Below are 15,065 nucleotides of genomic sequence, written 5' to 3' on the forward strand. Positions count from 1 at the left end.
GGTCCGGCTTGCCTTTCAGGTGGGGAATGCCTGACCATAAGGACAGGATGACTTCCGCGTCAGATTCGGCCAGAACAGCGTCACAGCCGAGCGACATGGCAAGCGTGTTTTCGAGTGACCGTGTTGTGGTATCGAGCGGTGTGGCTCGGTTGAAAAATCCCCATTAGTGGAACCACAGTTAGTGTCCTGCGTTCTTCCAGGACTAGGGACAGCGTATAGTGTGCCGTAATGAGTGCTCTAGCTGTGCTGAGGGAACGAGTGAGGGCGCGCCCATTTTTCCTGCCCGTTTCAACATCGTCGGACAGCGGACCGCATCGGTAATGCTGCCTATTGTCTGCTCTTAATCGCCGGCTTAGTGTCGTTGTTGATGGGCATGGCGGTTCCGCTCAAGTTCCCCTGCCCATCATCTCCAGCCGCGCGGCCTTTTCGCTGGACTCGGATTGCATGTGCTCCATGCGCCGGCCCATGTCGGCGATCTGGTATTGCGCGACGGCAAATGACGCGATGATCCCCGCCAGCACCACGCCGATCGTCACGAGATTGCCAAAACGGATCTTCGGGTCATATTCCAAGGACATTCGTCGCTCCTGTTGCATGAAATGGCCAGCACTTGGCGGGGAAGTGAGATCGTTTCGGATTGCCGTTATTCGCTCTGGTCGGTGACCTGCTGGCGGCCAGCTCTGCTACTGCCATCGCTGCGGCCTTCTCGTCCGCTTCGGCGCGCTCAAGCTCCAGATGCGCCGCTCTCGCTTCAGCCAAATGCTCGCGATCCGCTGCTTCGCCCTGCGGCTCATGCAGCCGCACGTTGATCCAGCGCCCATCCGGCACATCGATGGCCTCGCCCGCGATCCATCGGCCCTCATTCCAGAGAGGCTAAAGTATTTCTACTGAACCCTGAATCGTTTGGGGTTCCGTCGCAGCGCGGATCGTGATTCCCTTCTGTCTGGGAGGATAGATCATGTCAGCACCATTGCCGTCGGCGCTCCGGACGCGGTTTCAGCTATATATCGAGGAGGGTTTAAGCGGTCGGGCGGCGGCGCTGCGGCTGAAACTCTCGCCGGCGACCGGAGCACGTTGGGGCCGGGCGATCAGGACCAGGGGGCATGCCGAACCATTGCCCCAGGGACGTCCCAAAGGGCATGGAAAGCTTGCCCCGCACCGGGCCTTTTTCGAGGAACTGCTCGCACAGGATCCCGACATCACGCTGTTCGAACTCAGGGACGCGCTGGTCGCAGCGGAAGGCGTTCGTGTCCATCACTCGTCCATTGCCAGTCTGCTGTCGCGGCTTGGGTTCACCTATAAAAAAAGTCGCTGGTGGCCGCCGAACGCCGCGGTGCCAGGGTAAGACAGCGGCGAACCGACTGGTTCGAGCATCGCTTGCCAGCCATCGCGGATCGGCCGGAACGCGTGGTTTTCATAGACGAGACCTCGGTGAAGACCAACCTCACCCGCCTGCGGGGACGTGCCCTGCGCGGCACACGCCTGACCATGGATGCGCCCTTCGGCAGCTGGGGAACACAGACCCTGATCGCCGGGCTCACACCGGATGCCCTGATTGCGCCCTGGTGCATCCGGGGCGCAATGGACGGCCCCGCCTTCGCAGCCTGGGTTCGCGAGGTCCTGATCCCGGAGATCGAGCCGGGAACCGTGGTGATCCTCGACAACCTTGCCACCCACCACAACAAGCAGGCTGCTGAGGCTCTGCGTGCCCATCGCTGCTGGTTTCTCTATCTGCCGCCATATTCGCCGGACCTGAACCCCATCGAAATGGCATTCGCAAAACTCAAGGCGCACCTGCGCAGGATCGGGGCAAGAACATTTACCGACGTCTTCAAGGCCATCGGCGAAGTCTGTGATCTCTTCGATCCCGGCGAATGTTGGAACTACTTCAAGGCCGCAGGATATGTCGCAGGTTAAAACAGAAATGCTTTAGGATGCCGAGACCGTCAGGTCATCACCGTCCCACGCAGTCTCGACATGGCACAGGATATTGCCGTTGTGGTCGCGGGGAACCTCGATCTGCCAGCCGGTCGCGGCCAGACCCACCGTGTTCGCAATTCGATATGTGCCGGTTGTGGTTCGGGTGACTTCGGCCTCGGTCTGCTGCACGGGTTCCTCGATGAAGCCGTCAGCAAACAGGCGTAGGATCGGCGAGGCAGCTTTGACGAAGCCATTGCTGTCCACGGTGGTGTTGGCTGTCGTTCTGATCTCATACCACGAGTTCCAGATGTCCCCCTCGCATTTCCGGGCTAAAATGCGATTTGCTTGGATTCCGATAGCGAGCTGCGCGGCGTAACCTGCGGCCTGACCACCATGCAGCACCTGCATGATACCAATCGGGGGTACATTGAGCACCGCGCCATGCGCACGCCAGATCCCGTTCGTTCGCAAGTTGTTTAAGTCCCTTCCCGATCTAGGATCAGGGATGTCCACATGGGTGTTGGTTGCGCCCCAGCCAAAAGCGCCTACGGTCGATGGTGGCGTGAGGAAAACCGATCTCGCCGATGGAGACGATGCCCTTCACTTCCATTCACGTCGCAGCCTGATAGTCGTCCTCGTCTTTGGGCGCGGGCGGGGTCGATGCGACGAACAACTGTTTTTTGATACTGGTGGCCATTGGCCTGCTCCTTTCGTTTCAATGGAAAAGCCCCGCTCGATATGAGCGGGGCAAGTGTTCAGTTCAGGTGTTTGCCTGCCGGGCCGTAACGCGCCGCGACATACCTAGTCAGCGACGCTTGATGAGCGGAAAAACCGTATATACCGCACAGGTGAGGATTATGCGAGACGGCTTCAGCGTCTGCGTTATTGGGGTGTTGGTCGCTGTCCGGAAAGGGCATCGAGAGATTTTGGCAGATTGAATCGCTTCAGAGGGCAGGGCGAAACGCCGCCGTAAAGTCAGGTATCAGTCGCGGATCTCGCCCGGATCGACGCCCCAGATCGAGGTCTTGGATACCCAGCCCCGTTGCCCGCCGCCCGAGATGCGGCACCATTGCGGATTACATTCTCCCAGCCGGACGATGGCGCCCATTTCGGCCCGGGCCACGACATCGGAATCGGGGTTGGGGCGGGCGCGCAATTCGACCATATCCTCGGTCACGAGCGCGGTGCGCACGCCCGACAGCAAAGCGTAATGCACCCAGCCGCCGGCGCCGTCCTTGTCCTCGACCCGGCGCCAATGGCCGAATTCGGCGGTGACGCGCAGCGGCATCCCGGCATGGCGGAACACCCAGTCGATGCGATGCGACAGGCTGGGGCCACGCCGGACATTGCCTTCGCCCCCCTTCAGGCTGACATAGCGGGGGACAGGCAGGTTGGTGACCGCGCCGCGACCAATGCCATCACCTTCGGTTTCGCGGCTGATCTGCGCATCGGCTGACGGGGTGCCCTGGGCCAGTTGCACCTCTTCCCCGGGCCGCATGCCATGCGCCATGTGAGAGACCATCGCAGCAGCCATGATCATCGTCAGACCCATCAGCCTGAGATGCCCGAACCCGTTTCGTGCCGTCATTCGTTTCCCGTTCCTGCCTGACCGGAGACCCGGTCGCCCTCATGCCTGCTGGCCAGTGTGCTGCGTTCCCGCCATGATCCGACCCCGTGGGGTCTTGTGCATGCCCCGCGACGCAGGCAGTTTGCCAAAAGCCGTCCGACTTTGGAAGTGCGCGGTTCGACACGAGTTCGAGAAAGTGAGGTTACCATGAGCAGCAATCCCTCCTCGCCGGCACGTCAGCGACTGCGGATTTCCGTCACCCGGCGCCTGCCCGAGACGGTGGAAACCCGCATGAGCGAGCTGTTCGACGTGTCGCTGAACGAAAGCGACCGGCGGATGAGCCGGGATGAACTGGTCGTGGCGATGCAGAATTGCGACGTTCTGGTGCCAACCGTGACCGATCACATCGACGCCAACATGCTGGCGCAGGCGGGCGGGCGGTTGAAGCTGATCGCCAATTACGGCGCGGGCGTGGATCATATCGACGTGCTGTCGGCCCGTCAGCGCGGGATTCTGGTGTCGAACACGCCCGGCGTGGTGACCGAGGATACCGCCGACATGGTCATGGCGCTGATCCTGAGCGTGACCCGGCGCATCCCCGAGGGCATGGCCGAGATGCAGGCCGGGCGCTGGCAGGGCTGGGCCCCCACCGCGCATCTGGGCGGGCGCGTCGGCGGGCGGCGTCTGGGCATTCTGGGCATGGGCCGGATCGGTCAGGCGGTGGCGCGGCGGGCGAATGTTTTTGGCATGCAGGTCCATTACCACAACCGCAAACGGCTGCGCCCCGAGATCGAGGCCGATCTTCAGGCAACCTGGTGGGAAAGCCTGGACCAGATGCTGGCGCGGATGGACATCGTCAGCGTGAATGCGCCGCATACGCCCTCGACCTTCCATCTGCTGAACGCGCGGCGGCTGAAGCTGCTGAAGCCCTCGGCCGTGGTGGTGAACACCTCGCGCGGGGAGGTGATCGACGAGAACGCCCTGACCCGGATGCTGCGCGCGGGCGAGATCGCGGGCGCGGGGCTGGACGTGTTCGAGCATGGGCATGAGATCAACCCCCGGCTGCGCGAACTGCCCAATGTCGTGTTGTTGCCGCATATGGGGTCGGCCACGGTCGAGGGGCGCGCCGAGATGGGCGAAAAGGTCATCATCAATATCAAGACTTTCGATGACGGCCACCGCCCGCCGGATCTGGTCGTTCCCTCGATGCTGTAGGCGGGCAGGGGGCGCTGCCCCCATCCCCGTTCCGGGGATTCCCCCGGGATATTTGCGCACCAGAGATGGGCCGGGGGTCGGGCTATTCCGCGCGATATGTCTGTTCGGGGGCCGGGAAGCTGTGGTCGCGGACAGCTGCCGCATAGGCGGCGATGGCCTGTTCGGCGCGAGGGCCGAGGTCGCCGAATTTGCGCACGAAACGGGGAACCCAACCGGACAGGCCCAGCATGTCGTCGAGCACGAGGACCTGGCCGTCGCAGCGGGCAGAGGCGCCGATGCCGATGGTGGGGGCGGTGATCGCCTGTGTGATGCGGTCGGCGAGCGGTTCCATGACGCCCTCGACGACGGTGGCGAAGGCGCCGGCCTCGGTCACGGCGCGGGCATCGGCGATATGGGCGGGCCAGCTGGCTTCATCACGACCCTGCGTGCGGAAGCCGCCCATCACATTGCTGGCCTGGGGTGTCAGGCCGATATGGGCCATGACCGGGATGCCGCGCTGGGTCAGGAAGCGGATGGTTTCGGCAAGGCGGGCGCCGCCTTCGAGTTTCACCGCGCCGCAGCCGGTTTCGGCCATGATCCGGGCGCAGTTGCGGAAGGCCTGCGCGGGGCTTTCCTCATAGCTGCCGAAAGGCATGTCGATCACGACGAGCGCGCGCTGGCTGCCGCGCATGACGGCCTGACCGTGCAGGATCATCATCTCCATCGTCACGCCGATGGTCGAATCGAGGCCGTGGACGACCATGCCGAGGCTGTCGCCGACCAGGATCACCTCGGCATGGGCATCGACCAGCCTGGCCATCGGCGCGGTATAAGCGGTCAGTGCGACGATGGGCTGGCCGTTCTTGCGGGCGGCGATCTGGGGCACGGTGATGCGGCGGATCGGGGCTTGCGTGGACATGGGGGCTCCTTACGGGCAGGCGACGCGCTGGTCGATCAGCATGACGGTGCCGAAGCGCACTGCCAGCAGGATCACGACCGGCTGCCGGATTGTGGTGATGCGCGACAGGTCGTCGGCATCGCGGATGTCGATCGAGCAGATCTCGGCACGGGGTTCGGTGGCGAGATGTCGGCGCAATTCCTGGAGGGTGGCGGGCAGGGTGGCGCCTGTGGCGATCATCTGCTCCGCCCGGTTCAGCGCCTGACACAGGATCGGGGCGGCAGCGCGGTCCTGTGGCGTGAGGCGCAGATTGCGCGAGGACATGGCCAGCCCGTCGGCTTCGCGTACGGTCGGCACGCCGATGATCTGCACGGGCATGTCCAGATCGGCGACCATCTGCCGGATCACGGTCAGTTGCTGGTAATCCTTTTCGCCGAAGGCCGCGGCATCAGGGCCGATGATGTTGAAAAGCTTGGACACCACGGTCGTGACGCCGCGGAAATGGCCGGGGCGCAGCTTGCCGGTGAGGATCCGCGAGAGGCGGGTGACCTCGACCACGGTCTGGGCGCCGGGGCGATAGATATCCTGAACCGAAGGCAGGAAGGCAGCATCCGCACCGATATCGCGCAACAGGCGCAGGTCGCCTTCCTCGTCGCGGGGGTAGGTGGCCAGATCCTCATTCGGGCCGAACTGGGTCGGATTGACGAAGACCGAGGTGACCAGCCGTCCGCCGCCACGGGCGTCCAGCCAGTCGCGCGCATGTCTGCACAGGGCCAGATGGCCCCGATGCAGCGCGCCCATTGTGGGCACAAGGGCCACACGCCGGCCGGACGCGCGCCATTCGGCCACGCAATCGCGCATCGATTGCTTGCTGCGACAGATCTGCATCCCGCTCCTCCCGCCCCTCTCTGGCGTGGCGGGCAACCTAAAGCGCAGGGATGATTCAGGCAAGTGCTGCGTTGCAGCGAAAGGTTTTGCCGATCAAGGGGCAATTCTGGGTCGGGGCGGGCGGGCATCAATCCCCGCCCGCTTGTTGGTCTAGAGCCGCTCCAACTGATCGTCGATCATCACGGCGACCTCGCGCCGGATGACGGTGCGCAGGTTGCGGGAGAACCGCTGGCCGAGTTCGCCGAAAAGTTCCTCTCGGATCATTTCGCGCAGCAGCTCGCGGATGCTTTGTTCTTCGCTGGACAGGACGTCTGCCGGGCTTTCGGGTTCTGTCGGGGCGGTCTGCGCCTCGGCCTTCGGCATATCGGTGCTGGTATCCGGCGCGATCCGGTTGGACAAGTCGATGCCAAAGGAGGAGACCGTGAAGGGCAGCGGGAAACCGGCAAGGGGTTGCGGGTCCAGCGCCGGTGTCAGCGGCATGGTCAGCACCACCTCATCCGGCTGGGCCGGTGCCGCATCGGACGGTTGCTCATCCTGTTCGGCGGCGGACAGGGGGATCCCCGGATCTTCGGCAGCGGCGTTGGCTTCGACCGGATCGGGACGCATGCGCGCCTTCCAGTCGTAATCCTCATCAAACGCGACGGGGGGAGTTGACTGCGCCACCTGTGCCGGGTCGTCTTGCGGTGCAGTCGGTCTGACCAGCTTGAGCGGCGCCCAGATGGGTGCAGGGGGCTGATCCCCGTTCTGATCTGCGTCGTCGTCCGCGATGGTTGCGGCGATGCGCCGGGCCAGATCGTTATGCGGTTCTGCAATCGGATCTGCGACCGCCAACGGGCGCGGGGCGTCAGGCGCGTTTGCCAGATTCCCCAGTGGCCAGTCACCACCACTGTCGGCCGTGTCGCTGCCAGTATCGTCATCCGTTTCGGTCACGCGGGGATGGCGGGTCAGCAGATCGCTGCCCTCTTGCGCCATCTGCCGGGCCAGAGCGGCATTGCCGCCATAGCGACGGGCCAGCGCCTCTGCCGGGTCTTCAACCTCTTCTCGCGGGGTCTCGATCAGTCTTGCGGCGGCGTCTGAACGCGATTGCATGACGCCGTTCCGGGCGGTGACCAGCGCCTCATCCTCGGCGATCAGGCGGCGGATGGCGGTCAGCACATCGCCGATATCTTCGGACAGGCGTTGCGCCGAGGGGCGGGGCGTCGCGATGCGGTGGGGGTCAGCCATGGCGACCCCCATCCGTGAGGGCCTTAGTCGCGGCCGATGGCCCGAAGCACGCGGTCAAGGCTTTCGCCTTGCCTGCTGGATGCAGGCGCATTGCGCACGGCGTTGTAATATTGCGATGGGTCATAGGTTGGAATCCCGAGGTTGAGGTGCTCTACCGTCAACAAACCCATAGCAGCCAATAGTTGATAATGTGCTAATTGCAGATTGGCTTCCGCAGTGATCTTGTCGGCCCGTGCCTCCAGCAGCGCCTGTTCGGCATCCAGCACGTCCAGCGTCGTCCGCGCGCCCAGTGTCGCCTCTTCGCGCACGCCGTCATAGGCCTGTTGCGCCGCCGAGATCTGCTCGTCGATGGCGCTGATCTGGGCGCGGGCCACATTGATATTCGCCCAGGCCGTGCCGACCTCCTGGCTGACCTGCCGCGAGACGTTCAGCAGCGTGGCCCGGGCCTGATCGCGATTGGCCATCGCCTTGCGCAGGCTGGCCGACAGCCTCCCCCCGGCATAGAGCGTCTGGCTGAGATTCACCCCCGCCGACAGCCCCCGCTGGGTCCGGTACTCGCCAAGCCCGCCGCCCAAGCCCTGGGTCAGCCCGCGCTGGACCTGCGCGGCGACCGAGCCCGACAGGGTCGGGTTACGCTCGGCCCGCGCTGCGGCGATGCCCAGTTCGGCGGCGGCGGCCGAACGCTGCGCCTGAAGGACACTGGGATGGTTGCGCTGTGCCACGGCACGCGCCGCATCGACATTGGCCGGCAGCGTCGGCAGTGGTGGCGGTGCGGCCAATGTGCCCGGCTGGCGACCGGTTGCGGCCATATAGTTTTCGCGGGCGATTTCCAGATCACCCTGTGCGGCGACCAGTTGCGCGCGCGAAGCCGCCAGTTGCGCATCGGCCTGCGCGACATCGGTCACGGTGATCTCTCCGACCTCGAACCGGTCCCGCGCCGCCTGCCGTTCCTGCCCGATCACCCGGACCGAGTTCTCCATCAGCGCCACCTGCTCCAGCGCGGAGCGCACGTCGAAGAACGAGATGGTGGCGGCCAGAATGATGTCCTGCTCGACCCCCACAAGCGCCTGACGGGTGGCCAGAACCTGCTCTTTCGCGGCATCGATGGCGATCTGCGACCGGCCCCAGTCGTACAGTGTCATTTCCATCCCCAGCGACAGGGAGCTGGAGCGCGACGAGGACGAATCCTCGGGCTTGCTGACCGAATGACTGGCGGCCCATTGCAGCACCGGACGCAGCGCGGCGACGGCGGTCGCCACATCTTCATCGGCGGCGCGCAGCACGGCGCGGCTTTGCTCGACCAGCGCGGAATGGCGATAGGCGGCGACCATCGTATCGGCCAGCGATTCGGCCATGACGGGCAGGGCGGTTGCCAGCGATAAAACGGCAGCGGCGGAAAGACGGCGGAGGGCGGAAAGACCGATCACAGGCTGAACCCCCGTTCCCTGGCGAAACCGGGCAGCAGCGGCGCATGGGCGTTGAAGGCATAGCGCCACGTAACCTGCCCCTGCACTTTCTGCCCCAGCCGGACCACCCCAAGCGCGCCTTCCAGAAACAGCGCCACGATGCGGCCGCCTTCCTTCAACTGATCCGGAATCGCGCCGGGCAGTTCCTCGACGCCGCCCTCGATCAGAATTGCGTCATAGGGCGCCTGCGCGGCATTGCCCGCCACCAGCGGCCCCGCCATCACCGCGACGTTGAAGATACCCGCCGCGTTCAGACGCTGCTCGGCCTCGGCGGCCATGTCCTCGTTTTCCTCGATGGCGACGACGGTCTGGGCGATGCGGGCCAGAACCGCGGGCGCATAGCCAAGCCCGCAGCCAAGATCCAGCACCAGATCCCCGGCCCGGATATCCAGCGCATCGATCATCTTGGCCAGCGTGCGCGGCTCCAGCATGATGCGCCCGCCACCCAGATCCAGGTTTTCCTCGGAATAGGCGACGGTCCTGCGCGCGGTGGGCACGAATTCCTCGCGCGGGACGGCCAGCATCGCCTCGATCACCGGAAGGCGGGTGATATCGTTGGGGCGAACCTGAGTGTCGACCATCATGGTGCGCCGTGCGGCGAAATCGGTCATGTCTGAAACCTCTGCTCGACCTGCGTTGAGCGTTTATTGCCACGATTCTGAAAGCTGGGCAACGCCGCACATCCTGGCACGCCCATTCGCGGCTTGCATGCGCGGCGATGATCCTTTATCTGAGGCGCACTCTCGACGGCGGTGGGTTGGCGGAGAGGTTACGCACCGGATTGCAAATCCGTGAAGACCGGTTCGATTCCGGTACCCACCTCCAAATAAAATCAATAGGTTAGCGAAGCTTTCTTCATGCTGGTGAATTTCGGTGGCAACATTCGCTGTTCGTGCCCCCGTTCGTTCCACCCCTATTTCCGCAGTTTCTGGGCCTCAATCGCCCGCACCTTTTGACGGGCGGTACCGGCATATTTGCGGACCATAGACGCCGTTGTGTGGCCGGTGATGGCGGCAATCAGGTCATCGCTACATCCCACTGCGGCCAGTTCTGAGGCTGCCGAATATCGCAATCCGTGAATATCGTAATCTTCGGCATCGATCTGCCTGCGAACGGACATGATCATATCAGCGGCGGTGCGGTAGTTGGTCGGCCTACCTTGAACTGATGCGGTGGATGCCCCCACCCATCGGCATCTCTTATGCCATGATGGTTGCATCGAAACCGAACGGAGGGCACATCAATGATGACAACGATCAGCATGTTGGCGATCGACTTGGCGAAGGGCAGTTTCCAGGTCTGCGCGATCGGGCTGGACGGGGCGGTTCTATATAACCGTGTGCTGTCGCGGACCCGTCTGACGAATCTCCTTGCCGAACAGTCGGCCTGCGTGGTGGCGATGGAGGCCTGCGCCACGTCGCATTACTGGGGCCGGGTGGCGCAGTCCCACGGTCACGAGGTGCGTCTGGTGCCAGCGGTGTATGTGAAACCGTTCGTGAAACGACAGAAAAACGACAAGGCGGATGCCGAAGCCATCGCCGAGGCCGCGTCGCGCCCGACCATGCGGTTCGTGGCCGTGAAGAGTGCCGAGACGCAGGGCCGCGCAGTGGCGTTTCGGACGCATCAATGTCTGGTGCGGCAGCGCACGCAGCTCATCAACGCCCTCCGCGGACATCTGGCCGAGTTCGGGCTGGTGGCGCCGAAGGGGCCCGCGAGCCTGAAGGTTCTGGAGAATGCACTGGCAGATCCGGCCAGCGATGTGCCAGGCCATGTTCGGGAGATGGGCGCGATCTACGTCGAGCAGATCGCGAGGTTGACAGAGGTGATCGGACGACTGGCGGAAGAACTCGAGGCCGCATCAAGGACAGATACGCAACTTCGTCGGCTGTGCACCATCCCCGGGATCGGCCCGGTCACCGCCGGAGCTGTTGCGGCATTCGCACCGGATCTTGCCACGTTCGACAGTGGGCGCAATTTTGCCGCTTGGCTCGGCCTGGTGCCGAAACAGAGGTCGACGGGTGGAAAAACCAGACTGGGTTCGGTCAGCAAAATGGGGCAGACCGATATCCGCCGCCTGCTGATCGTCGGTGCCATGAGTGTGATCCGCTGGGTTGTCCGCAAGGGGGGCAGCGCGAACCGTTGGCTGGCCGCGCTGGTGATGCGCAAACCGAAGATGGTCGCGGCCGTTGCGCTGGCGAACAAGATGGCCCGGATGATCTGGGCGCTGACGACAAAAGAACAGGATTACAGAATGGCGTGACCCGAGCCCGGAAAGGGGCGACGGCACGGCATGGCCGAAAGGCCGGGGTGAGCGATCGACGAGGAGTAGGCGACACGGACTTCGAAGTTCAAGGCAGGAAGATTCAGTCCCGGGGCTCGAGCGCATGCAGCTCTCTGAACCGATGTGAACCCAGCCTTCCGAACAGCATACCGGCCCGTGGCGTCGTGGAAGGCCACGCTGAGAGGCCTGACACACGTCCGATCGAAGACCCCGCCGACAAACCGAAGATTTAGCTTGCCAAACCGGGGGTATCCACACACGCCCCGGGTTTGCCGGAGGCTCCAACTCCTGAGTAGGATGGAGCATCATGAGCAAGACGACGAACAAGTTTTCCCCCGAAGTGCGCGCGCGTGCTGTGCGCCTGGTTCTCGACAATGAGAGTCAGCATGGATCGCGCTGGCAGGCAGTCATGTCGATTTCCGCGAAGATCGGCTGTGCGCCCCAGACGCTGAACGAGTGGGTCAAGAAGACCGAGGTCGACAGCGGCAAGCGGGCTGGTATCCCGACCGACATGGCCGAGAAGATGAAGGCGCTGGAGCGGGAGAACCGGGAACTGCGCCAGGCCAACGAGATCTTGCGCAAGGCGAGCGCGTATTTCGCTGCGGCGGATACTCGACCGCCCCTTTCCGCAAATGATCGCATTTCTCGACGATCACCGTGGTGTCTTTGGTGCCGGGCCGGTCTGCCGGGTTCTGGGGATCGCCCCGTCCACCTATTACGAACACTTGGCGAAGCGGTCCGATCCGGCACGGCTGCCGGATCGTGCCCGGCGCGACGCATTCCTCTGGCGTCAACTGGATCGGGAGGGCTTCGATGGGCGTTGATGGTGTAACCGCCCCCCGACGGCATCTGTGTGCCAGGGTGGGTTTGCGATGATCCACATAGGAGAGCGGTCATGTCGGAGGTTATCACTGTCGGGCTCGATCTGGCGAAGAATGTGTTCCAGGCTCACGGGGCTGATGCCTTGGGGCGTGTTCTTTTTCGCAAGAAACTGAGGCGGGATCAGGTTCTGCCGTTTTTCAGCCAGCAGCCGAGCTGCGTTGTCGCGATGGAAGCTTGCGGTGGCGCGCACTTCTGGGGCCGCGAGCTTGGCAAGCTCGGGCACGAGGTGCGGCTGATCCCGCCTGCCTATGTCAAACCCTTCGTCAAGCGCCAGAAGAACGACATGGCCGATGCCGAGGCCATCTGCGAAGCGGCGACACGCCCGACGATGCGTTTTGTGCCCGTAAAGAGTGAGGAGACCCAGGGGGCGGCAATGGTCTTCCGCATCCGGGAACTTCTGATCCGGCAGCGCACACAGGCAATCAACGCCCTGCGTGGGCATTTGGGCGAGTTCGGTCAGATCGTGCCGCAGGGTGCTGGCAACGCGGCTCGGCTGATTGCGATCATCGAGGACCCCGACAGCGGTCTGCCCGCCGATGCCATCGCCACACTTGATGTGCTGGTCGCGGCGCTCCGACACCTCGAAGCGGAGATCGGGAAGCTGGACGCCGAGATCAGCCGGCGGGCCAAGGATAACGAAGTCGCGCGGCGCTTGATGACAATCCCGGGCATCGGCCCCCTGATCGCAACGGCCATCGCCACACTTGCTCCCCCGCCTGAACTCTTCCGGAAGGGGCGGGACTTTGCAGCATGGCTCGGGCTCACGCCCCGCCAGCACTCGACGGGCGGCAAACAGCGGCTTGGCGCCACGACGAAGATGGGGGAACGGTCCCTGCGGCGCTTGATGATCATCGGCGCCAACAGCGTGGTCATCAAGCGGCACGTTCATGCCTCGGCTCGGCCAGGCACCTGGTTGGGCGGAATGCTGACGCGCAAGCCACCCATGCTGGTGCGGGTAGCGCTGGCGAACAAGATGGCGCGCATCGTCTGGGCTTTGATGGCCCACGGTGACGTCTACAAAGCTCCGGCCGCAGCGGCATAAGCCGTCAAGGTCGCGAGGACGTCGGAGCAAAAGAGGGCAAGGAGACGTTTGGCGCAACGGTCGTGAGACGGGATCAGAGGAACCAGCCTGCAACAAAGTGCCTTCGAGCACGCGGCGTTGATTTGGGACCTGATCCGCGAACACCATACGGGCCGGCGGCATGACGATGGCCGCAACAGAGGCCGGATACATGTCAGCACCCGACAGCGCGCGAAACTGATCCACAAACCCTCTTGCGCAAGGGGCGGTTATACATGTTGCAGAACTGATCATCATCCGGGATTCACGGCGTGAATCTGGTGGGTTAAGAGCCTGCCATGAGCAAGCCCGAACCTGCCCGCTACGGTACGACCAACTGGCAATCCTATAACGACGCGCTGAAGCGGCGCGGATCTCTGCTCGTCTGGCTGGACCGGGACATGGACTGGCCTGCGCCGAAGGCAGGCAAGCCCGGACGTCCGCCGGTCTTCTCCGACGCCACCATCCAGTTCTGCCTGATGATGAAGGTGCTCTTCGGCCTGCCGCTTCGGCAAACGACCGGACTGGTCGCCAGCATCCTTGAGATGGCTGGTCTGGACTGGCCGGTCCCGGACTTCTCCACGCTCAGCCGCCGCCAGAAGACAATCGCGGTCCAGCTTTCGTCGCGCCGGGCTCCGGGCCCTCTGAACCTGCGGGTGGATAGCACCGGGATCAAGTTCCTGGGCGACGGAGAGTGGCTGGCGAGGAAGCATGGCACCCACCGCCGGCGCCAGTACCGCAAGGTCCATCTGGCGATGGACACGGCGACCGGCAACGTCCGGGCGGTGGAATTCACCTCCAGCCGTGAGGGCGACAGCCCCGTTCTCCCTGATCTTCTGGACCAGATCCCGGAAGACGAGGAAATCGGCACCGTTACCGGTGATGGCGCCGAAGGCACCCGCCGTTGCCATTCGGCGATCCTCGCGCGCGGTGGCACAGGGATCATTCTCATCCGCAGAAATGGCCGCCTCTGGAAAGAAGATTGCCCCGCTGCCCTGGCCCGCAACGACATCCTGAGGGCAACCCGGCGTCTCGGCCGGACGATTTGGAAAAGATGGTCCGGCGACCATGTCCGCAGCCGGGTCGAGGCCCGGATGAGGAACCTGAAATCCTTCGGCGAGCGGATCGCCTCGAGGGACCCCGACCGTCAGACAGCCAAGATCCACATCCGCGTGGCCCTGATGAACCGCTTCAATGCCCTCGGCACCGCCCAGATCGAACGCGTGGCATGAACTCAGCCGAGAAAAGCGGCATTATGTCCTGAAAACGACTTCTGCAACAATGCCCATCGAGTCATTCAATGACAGCCTGCGCGACGAATACCTCAACGAGGAGATCTTCGAAAGCCTGGCCGTTGCCCGCCGAAAGCTGGCCCTGTGCCGCTGCGACTATAACCACGTCAGGCCGCATTCCTCGCTCGGCAATCCGACGCCGGCAGAAGCGCGCAGGGCGCTTGAGCAAACTGGGGGCGCCGCGCCCGACGCGCTTGCCCAACCCGAAGCCGCACCGGACGACGATCCCGTAGAAACTGCCAGAAATTCACAAGGTCCCCCTTGCATAGCGGCCGTTCATTGTCTAAACGCCCTCCACGGCGCTGTGGTAGCTCAGTGGTAGAGCACTCCCTTGGTAAGGGAGAGGTCGAGAGTTCAATCCTCTCTCACAGCACCATTTTTTCTTTTTTGATC

14 protein-coding genes, 2 tRNA genes, 2 pseudogenes and 1 other annotated feature are annotated in these 15,065 nt (G+C 63.8%); of the genes and pseudogenes, 9 read left to right on the forward strand and 9 right to left on the reverse strand.

Annotation, left to right across the window (positions count from 1 at the left end; translation table 11 throughout):
* Nucleotides 1-386 precede the first annotated feature (386 nt).
* Nucleotides 387-578 carry a hypothetical protein gene (locus JHW40_RS09700; protein WP_090618121.1) on the reverse strand — a complete coding sequence of 64 codons (192 nt, stop codon included), beginning with the start codon at nt 576-578 and terminating at the stop codon, nt 387-389.
* A gap of 380 nt (nt 579-958) precedes the next feature.
* Between JHW40_RS09700 and JHW40_RS09705 the strand changes: the two genes are divergently transcribed.
* A protein-coding gene (locus JHW40_RS09705; protein ID WP_272848954.1) for an IS630 family transposase occupies nt 959-1,917 on the forward strand; the annotation gives its coding sequence in 2 pieces (ribosomal slippage) (nt 959-1,300 and nt 1,303-1,917; 957 coding nt in all).
* 12 nt (nt 1,918-1,929) lie between these two features.
* Here the strand turns inward: JHW40_RS09705 and JHW40_RS09710 are convergent.
* Nucleotides 1,930-2,328, reverse strand: a complete 399-nt coding sequence (locus tag JHW40_RS09710) for a phage tail fiber protein (RefSeq protein ID WP_090617877.1) — start codon at nt 2,326-2,328, stop codon at nt 1,930-1,932.
* Nucleotides 2,329-2,902: 574 nt separating this feature from the next.
* A complete protein-coding gene (locus JHW40_RS09715) occupies nt 2,903-3,508 on the reverse strand; it encodes an SH3 domain-containing protein (protein ID WP_419182436.1) in 606 nt (201 codons plus the stop codon).
* Between the two features lie 186 nt (nt 3,509-3,694).
* Between JHW40_RS09715 and JHW40_RS09720 the strand changes: the two genes are divergently transcribed.
* A complete protein-coding gene (locus JHW40_RS09720; RefSeq protein ID WP_090617881.1) occupies nt 3,695-4,702 on the forward strand; it encodes a 2-hydroxyacid dehydrogenase in 1,008 nt (335 codons plus the stop codon).
* Nucleotides 4,703-4,784: 82 nt separating this feature from the next.
* Here JHW40_RS09720 and panB read toward each other — a convergent pair whose 3' ends face one another.
* The 5 genes from panB to JHW40_RS09745 form a co-directional block, all read right to left on the reverse strand.
* A complete protein-coding gene (gene panB, locus JHW40_RS09725; protein WP_090617883.1) occupies nt 4,785-5,600 on the reverse strand; it encodes a 3-methyl-2-oxobutanoate hydroxymethyltransferase in 816 nt (271 codons plus the stop codon).
* Between the two features lie 9 nt (nt 5,601-5,609).
* The gene (panC, locus tag JHW40_RS09730; RefSeq protein ID WP_090617885.1) at nt 5,610-6,467 is read right to left on the reverse strand and encodes a pantoate--beta-alanine ligase; all 858 of its coding nucleotides are present in this window, start codon (nt 6,465-6,467) and stop codon (nt 5,610-5,612) included.
* 150 nt (nt 6,468-6,617) lie between these two features.
* The gene (locus JHW40_RS09735) at nt 6,618-7,691 is read right to left on the reverse strand and encodes a hypothetical protein (RefSeq protein WP_139208300.1); all 1,074 of its coding nucleotides are present in this window, start codon (nt 7,689-7,691) and stop codon (nt 6,618-6,620) included.
* Nucleotides 7,692-7,714: 23 nt separating this feature from the next.
* Nucleotides 7,715-9,115 carry a TolC family outer membrane protein gene (locus JHW40_RS09740; RefSeq protein ID WP_419182470.1) on the reverse strand — a complete coding sequence of 467 codons (1,401 nt, stop codon included), beginning with the start codon at nt 9,113-9,115 and terminating at the stop codon, nt 7,715-7,717.
* The gene (locus JHW40_RS09745; protein ID WP_090617887.1) at nt 9,115-9,768 is read right to left on the reverse strand and encodes a protein-L-isoaspartate O-methyltransferase family protein; all 654 of its coding nucleotides are present in this window, start codon (nt 9,766-9,768) and stop codon (nt 9,115-9,117) included. The genes JHW40_RS09740 and JHW40_RS09745 overlap by 1 nt, the downstream gene beginning before the upstream one ends.
* A 140-nt stretch (nt 9,769-9,908) precedes the next feature.
* Here JHW40_RS09745 and JHW40_RS09750 point away from each other — a divergent pair.
* Nucleotides 9,909-9,982 (forward strand) — tRNA-Cys (locus JHW40_RS09750).
* An 88-nt stretch (nt 9,983-10,070) separates the two neighbouring features.
* On the opposite strand, the gene JHW40_RS09755 is transcribed toward JHW40_RS09750, so the two are convergent.
* Nucleotides 10,071-10,277, reverse strand: a complete 207-nt coding sequence (locus JHW40_RS09755) for a tyrosine-type recombinase/integrase (protein WP_244519399.1) — start codon at nt 10,275-10,277, stop codon at nt 10,071-10,073.
* 126 nt (nt 10,278-10,403) lie between these two features.
* On the opposite strand from JHW40_RS09755, the gene JHW40_RS09760 reads away from it, so the two are divergent.
* From JHW40_RS09760 to JHW40_RS09785, 6 genes and pseudogenes are all read left to right on the forward strand, one after another.
* Nucleotides 10,404-11,417 carry an IS110 family RNA-guided transposase gene (locus JHW40_RS09760; protein ID WP_272848955.1) on the forward strand — a complete coding sequence of 338 codons (1,014 nt, stop codon included), beginning with the start codon at nt 10,404-10,406 and terminating at the stop codon, nt 11,415-11,417.
* 328 nt (nt 11,418-11,745) lie between these two features.
* Nucleotides 11,746-12,253: pseudogene (locus JHW40_RS09765) on the forward strand (transposase); the annotation flags it as partial.
* Nucleotides 12,027-12,145 (forward strand) — a sequence feature (AL1L pseudoknot). Its footprint overlaps the pseudogene before it by 119 nt.
* Nucleotides 12,254-12,333: 80 nt before the next feature.
* Nucleotides 12,334-13,362, forward strand: coding sequence for an IS110 family RNA-guided transposase (locus JHW40_RS09770; protein WP_090618173.1), 1,029 nt, complete (start codon nt 12,334-12,336; stop codon nt 13,360-13,362).
* 317 nt (nt 13,363-13,679) lie between these two features.
* Entirely contained in the window at nt 13,680-14,612 is a 933-nt protein-coding gene (locus tag JHW40_RS09775; protein WP_272848956.1) for an IS5 family transposase, read from the forward strand.
* 55 nt (nt 14,613-14,667) lie between these two features.
* A pseudogene (locus JHW40_RS09780) lies at nt 14,668-14,880 on the forward strand (integrase core domain-containing protein); the annotation flags it as partial.
* A gap of 93 nt (nt 14,881-14,973) precedes the next feature.
* Nucleotides 14,974-15,048, forward strand: a tRNA-Thr gene (locus JHW40_RS09785).
* Nucleotides 15,049-15,065 lie beyond the last annotated feature (17 nt).

The organism is Paracoccus alcaliphilus (assembly GCF_028553725.1).
In the GTDB taxonomy this organism is placed as follows: Bacteria; Pseudomonadota; Alphaproteobacteria; order Rhodobacterales; family Rhodobacteraceae; genus Paracoccus; species Paracoccus alcaliphilus.

Coding starts and splice junctions, on each gene's coding strand:
- JHW40_RS09775 (WP_272848956.1), top strand. CDS start 13,680: ATGAGCAAGCCCGAACCTGCCCGCTACGGTACGACCAACTGGCAATCC.
- JHW40_RS09700 (WP_090618121.1), bottom strand. CDS start 578: ATGTCCTTGGAATATGACCCGAAGATCCGTTTTGGCAATCTCGTGACG.
- JHW40_RS09720 (WP_090617881.1), top strand. CDS start 3,695: ATGAGCAGCAATCCCTCCTCGCCGGCACGTCAGCGACTGCGGATTTCC.
- panB (WP_090617883.1), bottom strand. CDS start 5,600: ATGTCCACGCAAGCCCCGATCCGCCGCATCACCGTGCCCCAGATCGCC.
- JHW40_RS09735 (WP_139208300.1), bottom strand. CDS start 7,691: ATGGCTGACCCCCACCGCATCGCGACGCCCCGCCCCTCGGCGCAACGC.
- JHW40_RS09755 (WP_244519399.1), bottom strand. CDS start 10,277: ATGTCCGTTCGCAGGCAGATCGATGCCGAAGATTACGATATTCACGGA.
- JHW40_RS09760 (WP_272848955.1), top strand. CDS start 10,404: ATGACAACGATCAGCATGTTGGCGATCGACTTGGCGAAGGGCAGTTTC.
- JHW40_RS09715 (WP_419182436.1), bottom strand. CDS start 3,508: ATGACGGCACGAAACGGGTTCGGGCATCTCAGGCTGATGGGTCTGACG.
- JHW40_RS09710 (WP_090617877.1), bottom strand. CDS start 2,328: ATGCAGGTGCTGCATGGTGGTCAGGCCGCAGGTTACGCCGCGCAGCTC.
- JHW40_RS09770 (WP_090618173.1), top strand. CDS start 12,334: ATGTCGGAGGTTATCACTGTCGGGCTCGATCTGGCGAAGAATGTGTTC.
- JHW40_RS09745 (WP_090617887.1), bottom strand. CDS start 9,768: ATGACCGATTTCGCCGCACGGCGCACCATGATGGTCGACACTCAGGTT.
- panC (WP_090617885.1), bottom strand. CDS start 6,467: ATGCAGATCTGTCGCAGCAAGCAATCGATGCGCGATTGCGTGGCCGAA.